This window comes from Mesorhizobium sp. AR02, assembly GCF_024746835.1.
In the GTDB taxonomy this organism is placed as follows: Bacteria; Pseudomonadota; Alphaproteobacteria; order Rhizobiales; family Rhizobiaceae; genus Mesorhizobium.
This window is the reverse complement of sequence record NZ_CP080531.1, coordinates 3,075,723-3,095,672: the sequence shown is the minus strand read 5'-3', so window position 1 is coordinate 3,095,672 and position 19,950 is coordinate 3,075,723. Positions and strand designations below refer to the sequence as shown.

At 63.3% G+C, this 19,950-nt stretch carries 22 protein-coding genes and 1 tRNA gene; 13 read left to right on the top strand and 10 right to left on the bottom strand.

Going from position 1 to position 19,950, the window contains the following annotated elements; all coding sequences use genetic code 11:
• Positions 1–95 precede the first annotated feature (95 nt).
• The 3 genes from DBIPINDM_RS19070 to DBIPINDM_RS19060 all read left to right on the top strand — a co-directional run bounded on the left by DBIPINDM_RS19070 (position 96) and on the right by DBIPINDM_RS19060 (position 3,316).
• Entirely contained in the window at positions 96–740 is a 645-nt protein-coding gene (locus tag DBIPINDM_RS19070; protein WP_010912207.1) for a carbonic anhydrase, read from the top strand.
• On the top strand, positions 737–1,171 hold the full coding sequence (locus DBIPINDM_RS19065; RefSeq protein ID WP_258588685.1) for a nuclear transport factor 2 family protein: 435 nt from the start codon (positions 737–739) through the stop codon (positions 1,169–1,171). Before DBIPINDM_RS19070 ends, DBIPINDM_RS19065 begins: the two co-directional genes overlap by 4 nt.
• A gap of 90 nt (positions 1,172–1,261) precedes the next feature.
• On the top strand, positions 1,262–3,316 hold the full coding sequence (locus DBIPINDM_RS19060) for a M3 family metallopeptidase (protein ID WP_258588684.1): 2,055 nt from the start codon (positions 1,262–1,264) through the stop codon (positions 3,314–3,316).
• Here the strand turns inward: DBIPINDM_RS19060 and DBIPINDM_RS19055 are convergent, their stop codons facing one another.
• From DBIPINDM_RS19055 to DBIPINDM_RS19040, 4 genes are all read right to left on the bottom strand, one after another.
• On the bottom strand, positions 3,317–4,822 hold the full coding sequence (locus DBIPINDM_RS19055; RefSeq protein ID WP_258588683.1) for a M81 family metallopeptidase: 1,506 nt from the start codon (positions 4,820–4,822) through the stop codon (positions 3,317–3,319).
• An 83-nt stretch (positions 4,823–4,905) separates the two neighbouring features.
• Positions 4,906–5,730: a carbohydrate ABC transporter permease gene (locus DBIPINDM_RS19050; protein ID WP_258588682.1), complete on the bottom strand. Its 825-nt coding sequence runs from the start codon at positions 5,728–5,730 to the stop codon at positions 4,906–4,908.
• Positions 5,727–6,596, bottom strand: a complete 870-nt coding sequence (locus DBIPINDM_RS19045; protein WP_258588681.1) for a carbohydrate ABC transporter permease — start codon at positions 6,594–6,596, stop codon at positions 5,727–5,729. The genes DBIPINDM_RS19050 and DBIPINDM_RS19045 overlap by 4 nt, the downstream gene beginning before the upstream one ends.
• Positions 6,597–7,030: 434 nt before the next feature.
• The gene (locus tag DBIPINDM_RS19040; protein ID WP_258588680.1) at positions 7,031–8,263 is read right to left on the bottom strand and encodes an ABC transporter substrate-binding protein; all 1,233 of its coding nucleotides are present in this window, start codon (positions 8,261–8,263) and stop codon (positions 7,031–7,033) included.
• 181 nt (positions 8,264–8,444) lie between these two features.
• On the opposite strand from DBIPINDM_RS19040, the gene DBIPINDM_RS19035 reads away from it, so the two are divergent.
• Genes DBIPINDM_RS19035 through DBIPINDM_RS19025 form a run of 3 tightly spaced genes read left to right on the top strand, consistent with a single transcriptional unit; the run spans position 8,445 to position 11,212 of the window.
• Positions 8,445–9,215 (top strand): SDR family NAD(P)-dependent oxidoreductase, encoded by a 771-nt coding sequence (locus DBIPINDM_RS19035; RefSeq protein ID WP_258588679.1) that lies wholly within the window; start codon positions 8,445–8,447, stop codon positions 9,213–9,215.
• Between the two features lie 2 nt (positions 9,216–9,217).
• The gene (locus DBIPINDM_RS19030) at positions 9,218–10,285 is read left to right on the top strand and encodes an ABC transporter ATP-binding protein (protein ID WP_258588678.1); all 1,068 of its coding nucleotides are present in this window, start codon (positions 9,218–9,220) and stop codon (positions 10,283–10,285) included.
• 45 nt (positions 10,286–10,330) lie between these two features.
• A complete protein-coding gene (locus DBIPINDM_RS19025; RefSeq protein ID WP_258588677.1) occupies positions 10,331–11,212 on the top strand; it encodes a MurR/RpiR family transcriptional regulator in 882 nt (293 codons plus the stop codon).
• 3 nt (positions 11,213–11,215) lie between these two features.
• On the opposite strand, the gene DBIPINDM_RS19020 is transcribed toward DBIPINDM_RS19025, so the two are convergent.
• Positions 11,216–11,539, bottom strand: a complete 324-nt coding sequence (locus DBIPINDM_RS19020) for a DUF167 domain-containing protein (protein ID WP_258588676.1) — start codon at positions 11,537–11,539, stop codon at positions 11,216–11,218.
• Positions 11,540–11,552: 13 nt separating this feature from the next.
• Positions 11,553–11,843: a YggT family protein gene (locus DBIPINDM_RS19015; protein ID WP_095792508.1), complete on the bottom strand. Its 291-nt coding sequence runs from the start codon at positions 11,841–11,843 to the stop codon at positions 11,553–11,555.
• A 244-nt stretch (positions 11,844–12,087) separates the two neighbouring features.
• Between DBIPINDM_RS19015 and DBIPINDM_RS19010 the strand changes: the two genes are divergently transcribed.
• The 7 genes from DBIPINDM_RS19010 (at position 12,088) to DBIPINDM_RS18975 (ending at position 16,397) form a co-directional block, all read left to right on the top strand.
• Positions 12,088–12,507 (top strand): hypothetical protein, encoded by a 420-nt coding sequence (locus DBIPINDM_RS19010; protein WP_258588675.1) that lies wholly within the window; start codon positions 12,088–12,090, stop codon positions 12,505–12,507.
• A gap of 354 nt (positions 12,508–12,861) precedes the next feature.
• Positions 12,862–12,937, top strand: a tRNA-Ala gene (locus DBIPINDM_RS19000).
• A gap of 329 nt (positions 12,938–13,266) precedes the next feature.
• On the top strand, positions 13,267–14,016 hold the full coding sequence (locus DBIPINDM_RS18995; protein WP_258588674.1) for a helix-turn-helix domain-containing protein: 750 nt from the start codon (positions 13,267–13,269) through the stop codon (positions 14,014–14,016).
• 413 nt (positions 14,017–14,429) lie between these two features.
• Complete coding sequence (locus tag DBIPINDM_RS18990) at positions 14,430–15,488, top strand: SagB/ThcOx family dehydrogenase (RefSeq protein WP_258588673.1); 1,059 nt, start codon at positions 14,430–14,432, stop codon at positions 15,486–15,488.
• Positions 15,489–15,555: 67 nt separating this feature from the next.
• Positions 15,556–15,807, top strand: coding sequence for a hypothetical protein (locus DBIPINDM_RS18985; protein ID WP_183464243.1), 252 nt, complete (start codon positions 15,556–15,558; stop codon positions 15,805–15,807).
• A 3-nt stretch (positions 15,808–15,810) separates the two neighbouring features.
• Positions 15,811–16,080, top strand: coding sequence for a hypothetical protein (locus tag DBIPINDM_RS18980; protein WP_258588672.1), 270 nt, complete (start codon positions 15,811–15,813; stop codon positions 16,078–16,080).
• A complete protein-coding gene (locus DBIPINDM_RS18975; protein WP_258588671.1) occupies positions 16,077–16,397 on the top strand; it encodes a hypothetical protein in 321 nt (106 codons plus the stop codon). Before DBIPINDM_RS18980 ends, DBIPINDM_RS18975 begins: the two co-directional genes overlap by 4 nt.
• Positions 16,398–16,444: 47 nt before the next feature.
• Here DBIPINDM_RS18975 and DBIPINDM_RS18970 read toward each other — a convergent pair whose 3' ends face one another.
• The 4 genes from DBIPINDM_RS18970 to DBIPINDM_RS18955 are packed head-to-tail and all read right to left on the bottom strand — an operon-like array spanning position 16,445 to position 19,687.
• Positions 16,445–17,395, bottom strand: a complete 951-nt coding sequence (locus tag DBIPINDM_RS18970) for an energy transducer TonB family protein (protein ID WP_258588670.1) — start codon at positions 17,393–17,395, stop codon at positions 16,445–16,447.
• The gene (gene exbD / locus DBIPINDM_RS18965) at positions 17,392–17,859 is read right to left on the bottom strand and encodes a TonB system transport protein ExbD (RefSeq protein ID WP_258588669.1); all 468 of its coding nucleotides are present in this window, start codon (positions 17,857–17,859) and stop codon (positions 17,392–17,394) included. The genes DBIPINDM_RS18970 and exbD overlap by 4 nt, the downstream gene beginning before the upstream one ends.
• A gap of 7 nt (positions 17,860–17,866) precedes the next feature.
• On the bottom strand, positions 17,867–18,838 hold the full coding sequence (gene exbB, locus DBIPINDM_RS18960) for a tonB-system energizer ExbB (RefSeq protein WP_258588668.1): 972 nt from the start codon (positions 18,836–18,838) through the stop codon (positions 17,867–17,869).
• A 57-nt stretch (positions 18,839–18,895) separates the two neighbouring features.
• On the bottom strand, positions 18,896–19,687 hold the full coding sequence (locus DBIPINDM_RS18955; RefSeq protein WP_258588667.1) for an ATP-binding cassette domain-containing protein: 792 nt from the start codon (positions 19,685–19,687) through the stop codon (positions 18,896–18,898).
• Positions 19,688–19,950: the final 263 nt, after the last annotated feature.

Below are 19,950 nucleotides of genomic sequence, written 5' to 3'. Positions count from 1 at the left end.
CAATTCTGCATTGCTCGTGACGGGCTTTTGCCGTTAGAGCCTTTCTCGACCGCAACGAGCTGCCGCCTCCAACCCCGGAAAGGCCCTAGCCGCCCATGCCTCATCTTCCCGACCACCTCCTCGCCGGCTACCGCAATTTCATGAATGGCCGCTATCTCACCGAGAGCGGCCGCTATCGCGAGCTCGCCCGAGAGGGGCAGGCCCCGGAAACCATGATCGTCGCCTGCTGCGATTCGCGCGCGGCCCCCGAAGCGATCTTCGACGCCGGGCCAGGCGAACTCTTCGTGCTGCGCAATGTCGGCAATCTGGTGCCGCCCTACGAGCCGGACGGCGAGTTCCATTCGACCTCGGCCGCGCTCGAATTCGCGGTGCAGAGCCTCAAGGTCAAGAACATCGTCGTCATGGGCCACGGCCGCTGCGGCGGCATCCGCGCCGCGCTCGACCCCAATGCCGCGCCGCTGTCTCCCGGCGATTTCATCGGCAAATGGATGAGCCTGATCGCGCCTGCCGCCGAAACCGTCTCGTCCAGCACCTTCATGACGGCAGCGGAGCGCCAGACGGCACTTGAACGCATTTCGATCCGCTATTCCATCGCCAACCTCAGGACCTTTCCCTGTGTCTCGATCCTCGAGGGCAAGGGGCGGCTGTCGCTGCACGGGGCCTGGTTCGACATCTCGACCGGCGAGCTCTGGGTGATGAACAAGGAGACCGGCGATTTCGAGCGGCCGGTGCTGGAATGAACGGCAAGGCGCGCCAAGTGATGAACGTCCGGTCGGTCGTTTTCACGGCCGCCGCAGTGCTGGTAGCGATTATTGCCGCCCGCGCCGATGATCGCGCCATCATCAGCCGCTGGTATTCGGCGCTGCTGGTCGCCGACCGCACCGAACTCGCCGACCTGCTCGCCGACGATGTCCGTATCAAGCTCGATGACCTCGGCATCGTCCAAAGCAAGCAGGAATTCATCGCCTCGCTCGACGAATGGAAAGGTGCCGTTGCGGGTGCAGCGATCCGCCACCGCGTCGAGAAGAGCGAGGGCGGCGTCACCACGGTGATCGCCTGCTACGATTTCCCCGACAATGACATGCTGATGCAGGAAACCTTCGCCGTGGCCGACAACCACATCACCGCCAGCTCGCAGGCGGCAATCGCCGAAAACTGCGAGGGCTATTGAGGCGGACCGGCCAACTGCCATATTGCGGGCCTGCGGACCGCGCCCTACATCGGTGACGCCCTCCTTCTTGATCCCAGCGAAAGACCCTCCATGCCCTCCACGAAAGCCGTCGACCTCGCCGCCCATCCGCTGACCGCGTGGCAAGGGCCGCTCGGCCTGCCCGACTTTGCCCATATTGGCGACGACGATTTCTCCCCTGTTTTCGATGCGGCACTGAAATCGCATGAGGCGGAGATCGATGCGATCACCGACAACAAGGATGCGCCTACCATCGAGAACACGCTTGCCGCGCTGGAACTCGGCGGCGAGGCGCTCGATCATGTCTCGTCGATCTTCTGGTGCCGCGCCGGCGCCCACACCAACGAGACCATCCAGGCGCTGGAGCGCGACATTTCGCCAAAAATGTCCAGACACTTCTCGGCGATCTCTATGAACGAGAAGCTGTTTGCCCGCATCGACGACCTCTACCAGCGCCGCGAGAGCCTCAGCCTCGACGCCGAGACCTTGCGGGTGCTGGAGAAGACCTGGAAGGGTTTTGTCCGCTCCGGCGCCAAGCTCGACGCCGAGGGCAAGAAGCGGCTGGCAAAAATCAGCGAGGATCTGTCGTCGCTCGGCACCAGCTTCGGCCAGAACGTGCTCGCCGACGAACGCGACTGGGCGCTGTTCCTCGACGAGGTCGACCTTGCCGGCCTGCCTGATTTCGTGAAGAGTTCTATGGCCGAGGCGGCCGAGATGCGCGGCCAGAAAGGCCGCTACGCCGTCACTTTGTCGCGCTCGATCTACGAGCCGTTCACGACCTTTTCGGAACGCCGCGACCTGCGCGAGATCGCCTTCCGTGCCTTCACCATGCGCGGCCAGAATGGCGGCGCCACCGACAATACGTCCGTTGTGCGCGACATGCTGAAGCTGCGGGCCGAAAAGGCCAAGCTGCTCGGCTACGCCTCCTTCGCCGCGCTGAAGCTCGACGACACCATGGCCAAGACACCGAAGGCGGTGCACGACCTGCTCGACCCGGTCTGGGAAAAGGCGCTGGAAAAGGCCGCCGCCGACCAGAAGGAGTTGGAGCGGCTGGCGACGGAAGCCGGCAGCAATGAAAAATTCGCCGCTTGGGACTGGCGCTTCTACCAGGAGAAGCTGCGCGCGGAAAAATTCGCTTTCGACGAGGCGGAGTTGAAGCCGTATCTGCAGCTCGACCGCGTCATCGACGCCTGCTTCGATGTGGCGACCAAACTCTTCGGCATCACCTTCGAGGAGAAAAAAGGCATTGCCGCCTGGCACCCCGACGCGCGCGTCTTCGTGGTGAAAAATGCCGATGGCAGCGAGCGCGGCCTGTTCCTCGCCGATTATTTCGCGCGGCCCTCAAAGCGTTCCGGCGCCTGGATGAGCGCGCTGAAGTCCGGTTACAAGCTTGGCCGCGGCTCGAAGCCGGTGATCTACAACATCATGAACTTCGCCAAGCCGCCGGCCGGCGAACCGGCATTGCTGTCGGTCGACGAGGCCAAAACCCTGTTCCACGAATTCGGCCATGCGCTGCACGGCATGCTGACCGACGTCACCTGGCCGTCGGTTGCCGGCACGTCTGTCAGCCGCGATTTCGTCGAACTGCCCTCGCAGCTCTACGAACACTGGCTGACGGTGCCGGCGGTGCTGGAAAAGCACGCGCTGCATGTCAAGACCGGCAAGCCGATGCCGAAGGCGCTGCTCAACAAGATGCTGGCGACGCGCACTTTTGGCGCCGGCTTCGCCACGGTCGAATTCACGTCCTCCGCCTTGATGGACATGGCCTATCACGCTCGGCCCGACGCTCCGGCGGAGCCGCTTCGTTTCGAAGCCGAAACGCTCGATAAGCTCGACATGCCCGACACCATCGCGATGCGCCACCGCACCCCGCATTTCGGCCATGTCTTTTCGGGCGACGGCTATTCGGCCGGCTACTATTCCTACATGTGGTCGGAAGTGCTCGACGCCGACGCCTTCGCCGCCTTCGAGGAGACCGGCGATCCCTTCAACCCGGCGCTGGCCGAACGGCTGAGGAAGAACATCTACGCCGCTGGCGGCTCGAAGGATCCGGAAGAGCTTTACACCGCGTTTCGCGGCAAGATGCCTTCGCCGGAAGCGATGATGGTGAAGCGGGGATTGGTGTGATTAGCCGATCTCCCCCCTCGTGGGGGAGATCGGCAGCTTCCAAGGATCCGCCACCCGCGGCCAGACCGGCCGCGTCAGCTTCTTGTAATCGGTCACCGCCGGATTGCTGGGGTACGAACTCGGCGCCGTGACATAGATGATCTCGGCGGCGATCGGCTCGAAGCCGGCGTAGAAATGGTTGGTCGACTTGATCAGCAAGATATCCTTGGCCATCGGATCGACGCCGATGTTGGAAAAAATATCTGGCTCGAAGGTCTGCGTTCGGTTGGTGTTGAGGATGATGTCGACCTCGGTGCCTTCGATGCGGACCAGCGCGGTCGGCCCGAGCGTCACCCGGCTCGGTCCGAAACTCTGCCAGCCCTCGGCAACGGCCTTCAGCACCTTGACGCGGGCGTCGATCGGCTCGCCGGCCAATGGCCCAGCCTTGCCGCCGAAGCGCAGGTCGATGACGGCACCCTCGCCCGCCGCCTGACAGAAGGTCACGGCGATCGGATCCCAGATCGTCGCCACTCCGACATTGTTCAGGCCACGTTCCAGCATGGCGCGCAGCACCACCGTGCCGTCACCGGCAACGCCGCCGCCGGGATTGTCCCAGATGTCGGCGATCACCACCGGCTTGCCCGAAGTCTTGGCGCGCACGGCCAGCGCCCGGTCGATGCCGTCAGCGGTATCCAGCATCGTCATCGCCGTCTTTTCGCGCAGTTCGTAGAGTTCGCGTCCCAGCCGCTCCGCCAGAGCATCGCCCTTGGCCTTGTCATTGTCGGTGACGACGAGGATGCGCGTGCCCATTTCCGGCACATCGGCGGCCATGAAACCGTGGATGACCGAAACCGACAGCACGCCATCCTTGCCGTGCAGCGCCTTGATGCGGTCAACGAAGGAGCGCATCGGCTCGCGGCTGGTCGGCAACACCTGGATCATGCGGCAGTCGAAGGTCGAGATGACGGGCTTGATCTCGCCGCGCGCGGCCGCCAGCCCAAGCTCGACGACATGCTCGCCGCGTTCGTAAAAGTCGGTGTGCGGGAATTCGAGGAAATAGGCCATGACATCGGACGCCGCCACGCGCTTCGGCGTCAGATGGCTGTGCGGATCGAACTCCGAGGCGATCACCACGCCGGGCCCGACGATCGCCCGCACACGTTCCAGCAGATCGCCCTCGCAATCGTCATAGCCTTGCGCCACCATGGCGCCGTGCAGGCCGAGGATGACGGCATCGACCGGCAGTGCCGCCTTGAGCTGACCGAGAATTTCGTCGCGCAGCGCCTCAAAAGTCTGCCGCTGCACCAGACCGCCGGGCTCGGCCCAGGTGGCGGTGCCCTCGATCACGGTCAGGCCTTCTTTCGCCGCGCGCCGGCGCAAGGCGACGATCGGCGAGGAGCACAGGGTCGGCGTCTCCGGATGCTTGCCCGGCCCGGCATAGAACGCCATCTCGAACGAGGCCCGGTCGGTCGGCACCGGCGAGAAGGTGTTGGTTTCCGTCGCCAGCGAGGCGGTGAAGATGCGCATGAAAGCTCCGTGGTGGACTTTTTTGTTTTTCGCAATTCCGGGCGGAAAACCGCTACACACTTTTCCTGGACTTGCTGGGATTGCTATTTGACCGCCCCGAGCGCCAGTCCGCGGACGAGATAGCGCTGCAGCCAGATGAACAGGATCGCCACCGGCAATGTCGCCAGCAGCGTCGCCGCCATGACGTGATGCCACTCGATCGTGTAGCGGCCGGCGACCAGCGAGAACACCTGGATCGGCAGCGTGTAGCTTTCCTGGCTGCGCAACATGGTGAGCGCCACGACGAATTCGTTCCAGGCGTTGATGAAGGTGAAGATCGCCGTCACCGCGATCGCCGGCAGGCAGAGCGGCAGGAACACTTTGCGCAGGGTCAGCCAGCGGCCGGCACCTTCCATCCAGGCCGCCTCCTCGAGATCGCGCGGGATGGTGTCGAAATAGCTCTGCAGCATCCACACGGTGAAGGCGACGTTGAAGGCCATGTAGATGAAGCCAAGCGCCGTTGTCGATTCGACCAGCCCCCAGGCGGCCATCAGCCGGAACAGGCCGAGCACCAGCACGATCGGCGAGATCATCTGCGAGATCAGCAGGAACTGCCGGAAGGCGCCATAGCCGGCAAAGCGAAAGCGCGACATGGCATAGGCCGCCGGCACCGAGATGAGAATGGCGCCGACCGTGGCAATGACCGAGACATAGAGCGAATTCGCCAGCGCCTGGCCAAAGCCGGTCGCCACCCACATGTCGGCAAAATTCGACCAGCGGAACTCGCTCGGCCACCAGGTCGGCGACAGCACCTCCTGCCTTGGCTTGACCGCGGTGAGGAACATCACCGCAAAGGGAAAGATCGTCACCACGATCAAAGGCGCCAGCAGCAGCCAGGCGATGACGGTGCGTCTGAGTTTGCTGGTCATGCGCGCTGCTCCCGCATGGCGAGGCGCACATAGATCATGGTGAAGACCAGCAATATGGCGAACATCACCAGCGACACCGCAGACGCCTCGCCCAGTTTACCGATGCGGAAGGCGAGCTTGTAGAGGTGGGTGACCAGGATGTCGGTCGAGTTGGCCGGCCCACCCTGCGTCATCACCCAGATGATCGGGAAGGAATTGAAGACGTAGATGGTGTTGAGCACGATGGCGATGTTGATGAACGGTTTCAGCAGCGGAAAGGTGATCTCGCGGAACTGCTGCAGCGGCGTTGCCCCTTCGAGCGCAGCCGCCTCGTAGAGATCGTCCGGGATCGACGACAGGCCGCCGAGGAAGATCGTCGTGGTGAACGGCACCGTCACCAATATGCCGATCAGCACCTGCATCGGGAACGCCGTCTCGGCGCTGGCCAGCCACTGGATGTTGTGGTCGATCAGGCCAAGCCCGAGCAGCGCCGAATTCAGCATGCCGCTTTCGCCGCTCAACGCCCAGCGCCAGACCACCGCGGTCATGGTCAGCGACACCGCCCAGGGCAGCATGATGATGACGCGGGCAAGGCCGCGGCCATAAAAATCGGTGTTGAGGATCATCGCCACCGGCACCGACAAAAGCAGCGCGCCGCCAACCACCAGCACGGTCCATAGACCGGTGCGCCAGAGTGCTGTGACGAAGTCGGGATCGGCGGCGAGTGCCGCGAAATTGGCAAGGCCGCTGAACTCGCGCAGCTGGCCGAAACGGTTGACGTCATGCGTCGAGATCTGGATCAGGTCCCAGACCGGCCAGAAGATGACGACGGCGGCCAGGAACAGGCTGGGCAAGGTCAGGAGATAGGGCAAGAAGCGATTTTGCATCGGCTGGTTTGTACCGCGTTGCGAGGCATCTGTAGCGCGCTGGCTTGCCAGCTAGGCTAATACTGAGTTGTTCTTTTTAGGCGCTCAGTTTCAAACTCTTTCCCAGCGTTTGCGCTGCCCCTCACCTGCCTGCCGGCATCCTCTCCCCGTATAGTGACGGGGAGAGGGGCGCTTTCATCGCTGCCTTCGCCAATCGCCAACGTCCCAAGAAGGGCGCGAGGTCGCGGCCAGCCTCTTTCTCCCCGTCACTATACGGGGAGAAATGCCCGGCAGGGCAATGAGGGGCGGCGCTGACATCGCCGATCTATCCTTTGTCCGAAGCGCTTTCTTTCTTTTGAGGCTTATGACGACCCAGGAGGGAGTGGCGCGCCCCGCCTGAGTCTGGGGCGCGCCACGGGCGCAGGGAGATACGCCCTATTTCTTCAGCACGGCCGCTATTTCTTCAGCACTGCATTGGCCTTGGCCGCCGCGTCCTTCAGGCCTGCCTCGGGGTCGCCGCCGAGATAGATCTTCTGCATGGCATCCGAGGTGATCTGGGCGACTTCTTCCCAGCCTGGGATGACCGGCGCGAAGCGGGCATCGGGCAACAGCGCGGTGAAGGCGGCCAGATCGGCGTTGTTGACATAATAATCCATCTTGGCCTCTTCCTTGTTCACCGGCAGGAAGCCTTCGCCTTGCGTGAACTTGGCGCGCTGCTCCGTGGTGAACAGGAAGTCCATCAGCTTCCAGGCCTCATCCTTGTTCTTGGAATTCTTGAACATGATCATGGAATCGGTGACGCCATAGGTACCGCGCGCACCGGTCGGACCAGCCGGAATGGCGGCGACGCCATATTTCAGGCTCGGTGCCTCGTCCTTGATCTGGTTGGACAGGAAGGGCGCGGTGATCATCATGCCGACCTTGCCCTGCTTGAACAGGTTCTGCACATCCTCGCGGTTGTTGGAGGTGACGCCCGGTTCGGTCAGCCCCTCGTCGATCATCGACTTGTAGAGCTTGGCGGCCTCGAGCGCGCCCGGCGTGCCAAGGCCAGACGTGCCGTCCTTGTTGAGGATTTCGGTGCCCTGCGACCACATCGCGTAGTAGTAATAGACGTCGGTCTCGATCTCCTTGCCCTGCAGGCCGAAGCCGAAGGTGCCGGATCCCAGCGCCTTGATCTTGCGCGCATCGTCCTGCAGCTCGGTCCAGGTTGCCGGCGGCTTGGCGATGCCGGCCTTCTCGAACAGCGCCTTGTTGTAATACATGGCGCGCGCCGAGGCGGCGATCGGCAGGCCGTAGGTCTTGCCGCTCATGATCGAGGGCGACAGGAAGGTGTCGATGAAGCGGCCCTTGAATTCGGGCGTGATGTAGCTGTCGAGCGGCTCGGCGACATCCTGCTGCACGAAGTCGATCAGCCAGCGCGTGCCGATGATCGAGAGGTCTGCATTGGTGCCGGCGGTGATGTCGGTGGTCAGCTTCTGCAACAGCACATCCCACGGCACGACTTCGAACTTGACGGTGATGCCGGGGTTCTTGGCTTCGAACTCCTTCTTCACCTCTTCGAAATAGGGGCCGGTCTTGGCGCTGTATTCGGCGACGGTGACGCGCACCTCACCCGCATTTGCCTGCGCCGCGAAGGCCAGCATGCTCATTCCGGCCATCAGGCCGACAGTCCATTTGGCAAGGCTCATCTGATCTCTCCCATTGTTCCGCGCATTTGCGCTCCTTGTGCCGATGGCTGGCACAAGATTTATGTGACTTTCCTACATTATCGAGGAATTCACGGCATGCAAGCGGATTATCATGTTGCTTAATTACATTCCTTTCGGTAGCCTGCCGGCATCTGCCTGACCTGCGGGAGGAGCAAGCGCCGTGGTTTCGAAAGCCGAATTCGAAGGCCGCACTGTCGTCGTCACCGGTGCCGGCGGCGGCCTTGGCTCGGCGATCGTCACGCTGCTGGCCGGAAGGGGCGCGCGGGTGGTCGGCTGCGACCAGTCCGAGGAAGCACTGGCGAGCCCGCACCTCGCATCGCGCCATGTCTTCAACCTTCTCGACCGGGCTTCGATCGAGGCGGGGATCGCCGCTATACTCGACAGGGATGGCGTTCCCGACATTCTGATCAACAATGCCGGCTGGACGCGCGCCGAGACGATTTCCGCGCTCAACGCCGACAAGATCGAGCACGAGCTCGACCTCAATTTGACCGGGGTGATGACTTTCGCCGACCCTATTGTGAAGGCGATGGCCGCGCGCGGTTCAGGCAGCGTCATTTTCATCTCCTCCGTCAACGCCATCGCGCATTTCGGCAACCCCGCCTATGCCGCGGCCAAGGCCGGCATCAACGCCTATGCCAAATCGATCGCCGTCGAGCTCGGCCGCAGCGGCGTGCGCGCCAATGTCGTCTGTCCCGGATCAATCCGCACCGCCGCCTGGGACCATCGCCTGGCCAAGGACCCGGAAATCCTGGGCAAGCTCAAGCGGCTCTATCCACTCGGCCGCATCGTCAATGCTTCGGAAGTGGCTGAAGCCGTGGCTTTCCTTGCATCCGACCGCGCCTCGGGCGTAACAGGCGTGGTGATGCCCGTGGATGCGGGCCTGACCGCCGGCTGCCTGCCGTTCATCGACGACATATTGGGAGCGTGACCATGACCGACGTCCTGTTTCGCAACCTGTCGAAATCCTTCGGCCAGCACAGGATCCTCGAGGACATCAGTCTCGATATCAAGAGCGGCGAGTTCGTGGTGCTGGTCGGCCCGTCCGGCTGCGGCAAGTCAACCTTGCTGCGCATGCTGGCCGGCCTGGAGACAATCACATCAGGCGATCTCCTGATTGGCGGCGTGCGCGCCAACGACCTGCCGCCGCAGCAGCGCAACATCGCCATGGTGTTCCAGTCCTATGCGCTGTTCCCGCATCTGAAAGCCTCCGACAACATCGGCTTCGGCCCAAAAATCCGTGGCGAGAACCGCGCCGCGATCGACCAGAAGGTCAAGAAGGCGTCCGGCGTCCTCAACCTCTATTCCTATCTCGACCGCTATCCGCGCCAGCTCTCGGGCGGCCAGCGCCAGCGTGTCGCCATGGGCCGCGCCATCGTGCGCGAACCCTCGGTGTTCCTGTTCGACGAGCCGCTCAGCAATCTCGACGCGCAGTTGCGCGTACAGATGCGGACCGAGATCAAGGCGCTGCACCAGCGGCTGAAATCGACCATCGTCTATGTCACCCACGACCAGATCGAGGCCATGACCATGGCCGACCGTATCGTCGTGATGGACCGTGGCCGGATCCAGCAGGTTGGCGCGCCGCTCGAGCTTTATGACCGGCCGGCCAACAAGTTCGTTGCTGGCTTTCTCGGCTCGCCGTCGATGAGCTTTGTCTCCGGGGCTCTCATGACAACGCCTGAGAAGAGCTGGTTCGAGTCAGCCGGCGGCGGACGGCTCGCGCTTGCCGGCAAGGCAGCACCCGCGGGCAATGCGGTGGAAGCGGGCATCCGGCCCGAGCATTTTGTCATCGGTGAGGCCGCCGACGCCATGGCGCTCAAGGTGGATGTCGTCGAGCCGACCGGTTCCGAAACCCATGTCTATGGCGCCATTGGCAGTGATACGGTGCGCGCCGTGTTCCGCGACAGGGTGCCGGTCAGGCCAGGCGACCTGCTGCCGGTCTCGGTCGATCCCGGCAACATCCATCTGTTCGACAAGGCGACGGGCTTGCCGCTATAACGCCTACCCCTGCGAAGGCAATGGCATGACGACGAAGCGACAAACATGAAGACGCCGGCCGACATCATCACGCGGCTGCAGCTGATGTCGCAGGACGGCACCAAATCGGACCGCCGGCTGGCTAGCCTTGTGCTCTCCGATCTCGATTTCGCCTCCAAGGCAGCAATCTCCGAAATTGCCGCGCGCGTCGGCGTCAGCGAACCGACGGTGACCCGCTTCTGCCGCAATCTCGGCTGCGAGGGCCTGCGCGATTTCAAATTCTACCTGGCGCAGGCCATTGCCATTGGCGGCCAGTATCTGTCACCCGAGCCGTTGAGCCGCGACGCCCGCGAGCAGCGCATCGCCTCCGCCATCACCGAAGCGGCGATCTCGGCCATCCAGCGCGCTAGCGAGAACCTTGACATGACGACGCTGGTCGCCGTCGCCGAGCGGCTTGCGACCTCAGGCAATGTGCTGTGCATCGGCTCCGGCGGCATCTCCTCGATGATGGCGACCGAGATGCAGAACCGCCTGTTCCGGCTCGGCCTGCCGGTGCTGGCGCAGATCGACGGCCAGTTGCAGCGCATGTATGCCGCCGTCGCCACATCAGAAACCACGCTGGTCGCCTTTTCGGTGTCCGGCTATGCGCGATCGGTCATCGAGGCGGTGCAGGTCGCCCAGCAATATGGCGCCACCACGGTCGCCATCACCGCGCCCGATTCGGCACTGGCCAAGGCCGCCGACACGGTCATCCACCTGCTGCCGCTCGAGGATGGCAACATCTACAAGCCGACATCGTCGCGCTACGCGCTGCTGGCGATCGTCGACATGATCGTGACATCGGTTGCCGAGACACGCGGCCCGAAGGTGCTGGAGAATTTGCGCCGCATCAAGCAGAGCGTGAACACGCTGAAGGTCGACGATCCAAGGCTGCCGTTGGGGGATTGAACGTCAGCCAGAAGATTGACCGCTGAGTGCTTCGATGCCTCGTGCCAGCGCTTCCGGATCGCCGGCTATGCGCAACGTCTTGAGCCGGGCCGTGCCGCCGGCGACCACCGAAACGGCCGACGCCGGCACTCCCAGCGTTTTGGCGACCAGCTTCTCCAACGCTTGATTGGCGGCACCGTTTTCCGGCACGGCGCGGACCCGCGCCTTCAGATGGCTTCGCCCATCCGCCGATGCTTCGACGCCTTCGAACCTGTCCACGGAAGACTTTGGTGTCAGCCGCACGAACAGGTCGATGCCGTTCTGGCGGATGCGCAACGGCGCGCTCATGCAGTCGTCGGGCTCACAACACCAGCGGCGCTATCGTGGTGAGGATGAACTGCCTGACGAAGAACAGGATCAAGAGCAGGATGATCGGCGAGATGTCGATGCCGCCAAGATCCGGCATGAACCGGCGGATCGGCCGCAGCGCCGGCTCGGTCAGCCGATAGAGCATGTTGCCGATGCTGCCGACGAACTGGTTGCGCGAGTTGACGACGTTGAAGGCATAGAGCCAGGAAAAGATCGCCGAGGCGATGATGATCCACCAGTAGAGGTCAAGCGCCATGACGATGGTTTGAATGAGGGCGAGCATGCCGGTCTCCAATTGTTGCCGACATGTAGCCATTGCACGCGAGACGGGCAAGGGTTGGCTTTCCGTGGGCACGCCAATGCCGACTATGATCGCTTTTTCAATCGGCTCAGCGCCGGTGAATCAACACGGGCCGGTCATGGCACCGAGGCTTCATGGACAAACCCTGTCCTAGAGCTCTACAAAGCAGCGGTGGGCACGCGCGACATGAGTCGGCGCGGCGGTAGTTTGATTCAAGGGAAAATGCATGCGCATTCGGTCGACGATGATAGGGTTGGCAACAGTCGCCTTGGTGGCGGTTGGGGCATTCGCCGTGCCGGCCCACGCCGACGGATTCCAAAACATCGTGCTGTCCGCCACCGAGCACGCGGAGCAGACGCAGGCGACATTTTCGCCGGATACGGCGAAGATTTTCCTCTCCGCCGACCTGACGGATGCGGTGGCTTCGGGATCGAAGCTCACCGTGAGCTGGATCTCGGTCGATTCCGGCGGTGTCGCGCCAGCGAACTACAAGATCGACGAAGTCAACTTCGAAATCGGCACGATCGACAACCACGTCGACTCCTCGATGACCAAGCCGGATGCCGGCTGGCCGGTCGGCACCTATCAGGTGCAGATAGCCGTCGACGGCACTGTGAAGGAAACGGTCGATTTTTCCGTAAAGTGACCGGCGGGACGCCAAGTGGCTCCTGCTCCATAAGCTGTCTGTAGCGCGGCACAGCCCGTCATCACCCGATGCCAGGGGGAACGGCTCGTCAAGACCTTCGAGCGGACGCCTGGAAGGGCGAGGCAGGATGATCGACGAGATGTCGATGCCGCAGAGGTCAGTCATGAAGCGCCGGATCGACCGCAATGCCGGTCCGGTCAGCCTATAGCGCGGTGGCGACGAATGCGCGAATACGCGAGCCGGCAAGGGCCGCGTTCCACCGACGCCGGCCTGACGCCCCGCGGCCGGTAATTTCGGCAAAACGCCGCCTTGACAGAAATCCGCCGCGCCAGATAAATGCGCCATCCGTTGGACGGGGCTGTAGCTCAGCTGGGAGAGCGCGTCGTTCGCAATGACGAGGTCAGGAGTTCGATCCTCCTCAGCTCCACCATCGGAACAATCGGATTTCCGCTTTTTGGGCGCGGCGCCAAGGCGCACGCACTATCCCATGCATCGTGATGCGCGGCGCCCGACACCAATGTCCACCCAAAAAAAGCCACAGGCGATTTCGCGATCTCCGAGGCAAGACAATTGTCAATTGGACTTATGGCGATGGCCGCTGCCGGATCGGCGCTATTTTTTTTGAAGGCAGTCCCATTAGACTGATGTTCTCAAATCAGTTTTTCCTGTGTGTTGTGACAAGGCGTTTCGGCGGGGGCGACCGAAGGCGCTATATGGATTCTGAGTCGAAATGAAGAATTCGCCTGCGAAAGCAAAGACGTGTCCATTCGCGAGAACCTCGCTGCAAATCTCAGACGGCTCTGCAAGGACCATGCCTCCGTTAGCGCGGTATGCCGTGAGTTGGGTATCAACCGCACGCAGTTCGAGCGTTACCTGCAGGGGCAGACCGTTCCGAACAAGGCCACGGCCAAGCTGATCTGCGACTACTTCCGCATCGACGAGGCCGAACTGTACCAGGACCCTGGTACCCCGGAGCCCACGGCTCCTGGCCTGCCGCCGATTTCCGAAAGCCTGTTCAACCAGATGATCCGCCCACCCGCCCCATCGATCGCAGGCGGCACCTATTTCACCTACTTTTCGATCCCGACCCGTTCCGACCTCTTGATGCGGTCGGTGACCTTCGTGCGTCGCGAGGCCGAACTGGTCACATTCCGCCGGGTCACCGGATGGTCGGAGCGCCGTGGCTCGACATGGGCGCGGGCGCGCGGCAACCACTATGGCGTGGCGATTTCGCGCCTGAACTGGATCTATTTCAGCGGCGTCAACCGTCGCCAGACCGGCGAACCGTCCCTGATCTCCGTGCAATGGGCTCCCATCTCCGAGCCGGTGCTGACGGGCAAGGCCATGCTTCTGACCGAGGCTGGGCCGGCATTCGTATCGGTCATCATGCGGCAGGATATGTCCGGTATCCGGCCACGACATGCGATCCGCATGGCGCATGTCGTCAGGCTTGACGATCCGGGCATCGATCAACTGGTCGTCAGCCTCGCCCGGGACGGTCTGGGCTAGCCGATCGGTTACGCTAAATAAGAACAAGAATATCCCGAAAAAGCGTATGCTAGCGAATGCCTACTCCATATCTGAGTAAAATCGATTTTTTAGACTTTATTGGCAGGAAAGATATTTTAGATCACGTTGGCTTTACTACAATTTTAACAAACCATTAACTCTTTCGACCTTACCTTTCTTCTCGCGGATCCCGCTGTGGGGATCTTTCAACAGATCCCATTGGGGGGTCGGGAAAGGGACAAAAATGGCCAAGAAAGTGAACAATGCCCCGAAGCTGACGGTCGCCGCGGGCACGCAGACCGTCTTCTTCTCGCAGGGCATGCACTACAACAAGCGCTGAAGTCGTTCGGCGCCGATGGGCTTTTCGCCTGTCGGCGCCTCACATTCACAAAACGGCATTCAGCATCATGAAAATGCGCTCTTCAAAAACGCTTGTCTTCTATCCCGGGACCAACAAGGTCACGGCCTGCAACTTCCTGACCAGAAGCGTCTTCGAATGCAGCCCCGAGGTGATCGGTCTTCTTGCATCCTGGGACGAATGGGCCTCCACGGCGGAAATCGCCCGCGCCCACGGATGGTCGAAATCCGACCTGAATGCCGTCGTCCCGCAATTGCTTGATTTTTCCGCCCTGGTCACCGCCGGCTCGCCGCTGGCCGAACAGGAAACAAAATTCTCCGGACAGTGGAGCTGGGGCATCCCGACCGCGCTGATGCATTTCTGCGTCCAGGACGCAGAGTTCATGACCATCGAACAGGCCGAGGCACGCCAGATCGAACGCGCCGGTCACGTCGCGCAGCCCGACCTCCTGCTCAAGAATGCCACGGGCGCCATTCGGCTGCCCAACGCACTCGACGACAACGAACTTCTGAGCCTGATGGCGCGGCGCCGCACCAACCGCACCGCGGCCGCACCCACCATCACCGCGCAGCAGCTCTCCGACTGCCTGTTCGCGGGCATGGGCATCACCGGCGAGACCAGCAATTGCGTCGGCGCCCTGCCGCTGGGCATGACCCCTTCGGGCGGCGCCCGGAACCCCTACGAGGCCTATGTGGTTGCGCTCGGTGTCGAGGGTCTGGAGCCCGGCGTCTATCACTATTCCGCTGCCGATCACGACCTCGGCAGGATCTCGGCCAACCATCTGCCAAAGATCTCCGAACTGGTCGGCGGGCAGGAATGGGCTGATGCCATGCCTTGCCTGATCCTGCTTTGCGCAAGGCTCGACCGCACCATGTGGAAATATGAAGATGCCAACGCCTATCGCGTCGTGCTGATCGAGGCCGGCCATATCGGCCAGAACATGATGCTGGCGGCGACCAGGCATGGTCTGTCGGCCTGCCCCACGGCAGCGCTCAGCCATTCGCCGATCAAGCGTCTTCTCGGCCTCGACCGCCTTACCGACGCACCCATCTATGCGTTGACACTTTCAACCCCGGAACCAAGCCCACATTCGGTGGGTCAGTCGATTAATTAGCCATCTTATAATGTCCAGTGCAACCAGTACGCGTTCCCTGAGTTTCACCAGATGACAGGAGCAGAACGTGCCAAATCAGACCCTACGTCAGTCAGAGATCGATAGTCTTCAATATATCGCATCGATGAGCAATGAGTTGGTGCAGATGGCCGAAGCAAGCCGTTTTCCCATGATCTCCTATCTGCTGGGCATGGCCTATGCCGAAGCCTTCGATGTCCTGCGCGGCGCGCGGCCGGCAAGGCATGCGCAGCTCAGCGGCAACCCGATGCATCCCAAGCCGAATGCAAAGGAAAGCCACGCTCTGCCAAGGAGAGCGTAGCGAATGCAACCGTCAGTCCTGTGCGCGCCGGCCGGCTCGCGGCCGAACCGGTGGGAGACGATCTGTGCGCTGCAAAGCCTGCTGCCGCTCCTGAAAAAGGCCGCAGCCGACCTTGATCGCCCCAACATGGTCTACTGGTTCGAGCAGGCCGACGCCGAAATTGCCAACATCATCAGGGGCCGGCCATCCGACACCGCCGCGATCCCTGCCTTGATCGCCCGCAGCCCACAAAAGGACATTATGCATAGAGATTTGAGGGGGACCCGCCAATGAACATGATCGTACCCATCAGGAGCGCGGACGCCAGGGACAGCGTCTTCGGCCGGCTCCAAGCCTTGATCGCCAGCCGGCCGGGTTCACCGGATGCCGCGCGCCTCGAGGCCCGACACCTGATTTCCCTGGCAATGGCCGACACCTGGCAGGCCGACAGCCTCTGGGGCGCGGCGGACGCCTTTCACGTTCATTTCGATTTCATGATGCAGACAATCGAGATCAATGGCGCCGACGACCCGAACCTGAAAATCCTGCGCACGAAATGCCGCTTCTACCTGGAGCAGGTCGAAGCGCTGTGCCAGTCGATGAGCCATTGACCGGTGCTTCGGACAGCACCAGTGCTTGGTAGGGCCGAGCCCTTGCTCTAATCCCGCAAATTGAACACGAACGGCGCTGTGCGGCTGACGCGCGAGCCGAGTTCCGGCGGCGGTGCCGGCACGGTGGCGCCCTGCAGCACGGCGAGCGCAGCGCGGTCGAGGTCAGCATCGCCTGAGGAACGGGCCACGCGCGCCGACATCACCCGGCCGGACGAATCCACCGTGAAGGTCACGTTTACATTGCCCTGCGCTCCCCTGGATTTCGCGGCGCTGGGATAGCGCTTGTGCCGATTGATCCATGCCGTCAGCCGGGATTCCCACTTGGCCGGGCTGACGCCTGAAACCCCGGCCGCCGATTTCGGCGCGGCCGCCCTGGTCGCCGGCTTTGTCTCCGCGCTTGCGGTGGCGACCGTCTTTGCCGGCTCGGCCTTTTCCTTCTTTGGCTTCGGTTTGGGCTTTTCGACCGGCTTTTTTGCCTTAGCCTGGACCGGTTTCTTTTCCTTGGCCTCCTCAACCGGCTTTGGCTGCGGCAGCGGAACGACGACCTCTGGCGCGGCGGCCTCGACAACGTCGGGAATGACCTCATCCGGTGGCGGCTGATCGACAGGTTCGGCCTCGGTTGTCTCGGCCGGCTCCGTCTCGTCGGGCGGCACCGTGTCCGGTTGCTCGGCGGTCGGCTCGGTCTGTTCGGTCACTTTCTCGGGCTCGGCCTCGGTGACCTTTTCGGTCTCCCCGACGGGTTCGGTCTGGTCGGGCATCGCCACATCCAGCATCGCGGCCTGTTCCGGCACGGCCGGCGTCACCACCATCGGCGCCATTTCAATCACCGGGGCCGGCGGCGGCCCGCCATCCGTCTCGATCGGACTGAAGCTCTGCACCGCATAGGCGACCGCGACATGGGCGCCAAGCACCAGCGCCGCCGCACCTGTCCACAGGCCAAGATCGCGCCAGCCGAAACGCGACAGCTGTAGCGTGGGCAAGGCGTCGGACTGCGTCATGGCGCGGCCGTACCCGCTGGAGAGGGTGCCGGCGCATCGGCAGCGGGCGCCGTTTCCAGGCCGACCAGCGCGATCTTCAGATAGCCGGCGCCGCGCAACAGGTTCATCGCCTCCATCAGGTCGCCGTAGGCGACCGCCTTGTCGGCGCGCAGGAAGATGCGCGTCTGCTTGTCGCCCTTGGTCCTGCTGTCCAGCGTGGCGGCAAAGGCCGGGCGCGGCACGGTGTCGTTGCCGATCGCCAGCGTGAGATCATCCTTCAAGGTCAGGAACAGCGGCGTTTCGGGCCGCGGCGCGGGCGTCGCCGTCGAGCCCGGCAGGTCGACATTGACGTCCACCGTCGCCAGCGGTGCGGCGACCATGAAGATGATCAGCAGCACCAGGATGACGTCGATGAAGGGCGTGACGTTGATCTCGTGGCTCTCCTCGAGATCGTCGTCCATGGTCTGTCGGATTCTGCTTCCCATGGCGTCGCTACTCCGCCGCCAGCGCCGTCGCCGGCGGGATCGTGCGGAAATCCAGGTCACGGCTGACCAGCCTCTCGACGCCCGCCGACGCGTCGGCGAGGATCTGCCGGTAGCCGGCTATCGAGCGGGCGAAGACGTTGTAGATGACGACGGCCGGTATCGCCGCAACGAGGCCCATCGCGGTGGCCAGAAGCGCTTCGGCGATACCGGGTGCGACCACGGCGAGATTGGTGGTCTGCGCCTGCGAAATGCCGATGAAGGCGTTCATGATGCCCCAGACCGTGCCGAACAGGCCGACGAAAGGCGCGGTGGAGCCGATCGTCGCCAGCACGCCGGTGCCGCGCGACATGCGCCGCGACGCCGCCGCCTCGATGCGCGACAGGCGCGAGGTGACCCTTTCCTTCAGTCCGTCACCGCCGACATGGTCGAGCGCACCGGCCGAAAGCGCGGCCTCTTCCTCCGCCGCCCGCACCAGCAGCGCCCCGGGACCGCCGCTGCGGTCGAGCGCACGGCTCGCCTGCTTCAGCGTCGCGGCATCGCCGATCGCGCGGACGGCACGGCGGATGCGCAGCTTGCCGCCAAAAATCTCCAGCGATTTGGCCAGCCATATCGTCCAGGTGACCAGAGAGGCGAAGGCCAGTCCGATCATCACCGCCTTTACGATGATGTCGGCGGCCATGAACATGCCCCATGGCGACAGGTCGTGCGGCAGGTTCAGCTCCATCGGCGCCGAAGATGCTGCCCCGGCCGGCGCTGCCGTGCCCGGCTGGCCGGCTGGCTGCGCGGGCGACATGGTGGCCGGTGCTGCGGCCGCCGGTGTGGTGGGCTTCGATGTTGCGGGCGCTGGCGTGGCGGGCTCCGGTGCGGCAGGGGCCGCGATCGCCGGGGCAGCGCCGGCCGGTTGTTCCTGGGCCGTGGCGTTGCCGCCTGCCAGGATCACCGATGCGACCAACGCCGCCAACAAACTGGTTCTAGACAACAGCTTCTTCCTTGTTCCCACAGCGGCCAGCCGCTTCCGCCACCGCATCAAATCTCGTCACTGCACATAGCCGACGGGTTGGCCGGTGACCGGGTGCGCGAACACGCCCATCTCGACGCCGAAAATGCCTTTCAGCACGTCGCCCCGCATGATTTCGCCAGGCGTGCCGCGGGTCAAAAGCTTGCCGTCCTTGAGCGCGATCAGTTCGTCGCAGTAGCGCGCCGCCATGTTGGGGTCGTGCAGCACGACGACGACGCAGAGGTCGCGTTTGCGGCTGAGTTCCTTGACCAGCCCCAGCACCTCGACCTGATGGGCGATGTCGAGCGCCGAGATCGGCTCGTCGAGCAGCATGACGCCGGCATTCTGCGCCACCAGCATGGCAAGCCAGGCGCGCTGCCGCTCGCCGCCGGACAATTCGTCCACCAGCCGGTCGGCGAAACCGTCCATGTCGGTCAGCACAAGCGCCTCCTCGACATGCCGTCTGTCTTCCCCGCTGAACCGGCCAAGCGCGCCATGCCAGGGGTAGCGGCCGAGCGTCGCCAGTTCGCGCACCGTGAGGCCCGTTGCCGCCGGCGTCGTCTGCGGCAGATAGGCGAGCGCGCGGGCGAGCTCACGGGCGCCCCATTGCGGCAACGGCCGCCTGGCGAAGGTGATGGCGCCCGAGCTTGCCGGCTGCTGGCGGGCCAGCAGCTTGATCAGCGTCGACTTGCCCGAACCATTGTGGCCGATCAGCCCATAGACGCGCGAGCGCTGCAATTCGAGCGAGACCGGACCGAGCAGCGTCCGCTCGCCGACGGCAAACCGCACCGCGTCGATATGAAAGGCAGTCTCAGCTCCAGCCACGGTCATGGTTTTCTCCAGGTCGGCCGCCCGCATTTCCAATTTCTGGCCTCGGCAGTCCAATGCCCGGTTGACTATGAAACATGACCTTACTAGTCAACATTGAAGATGACTGCAACAATCAACAAATCGTCGTGGCGTGCCGACAACGGGTCGGTCCGCGACTGCGGCATCTGTCGGCGGCGACATGACACCCCGGCATCTTGCTTCGTCGCGTTGGCTGCCGCCTGGGTGGACGGCTGCAACTTGGCCGGTCAGGATGGGCCTCATGA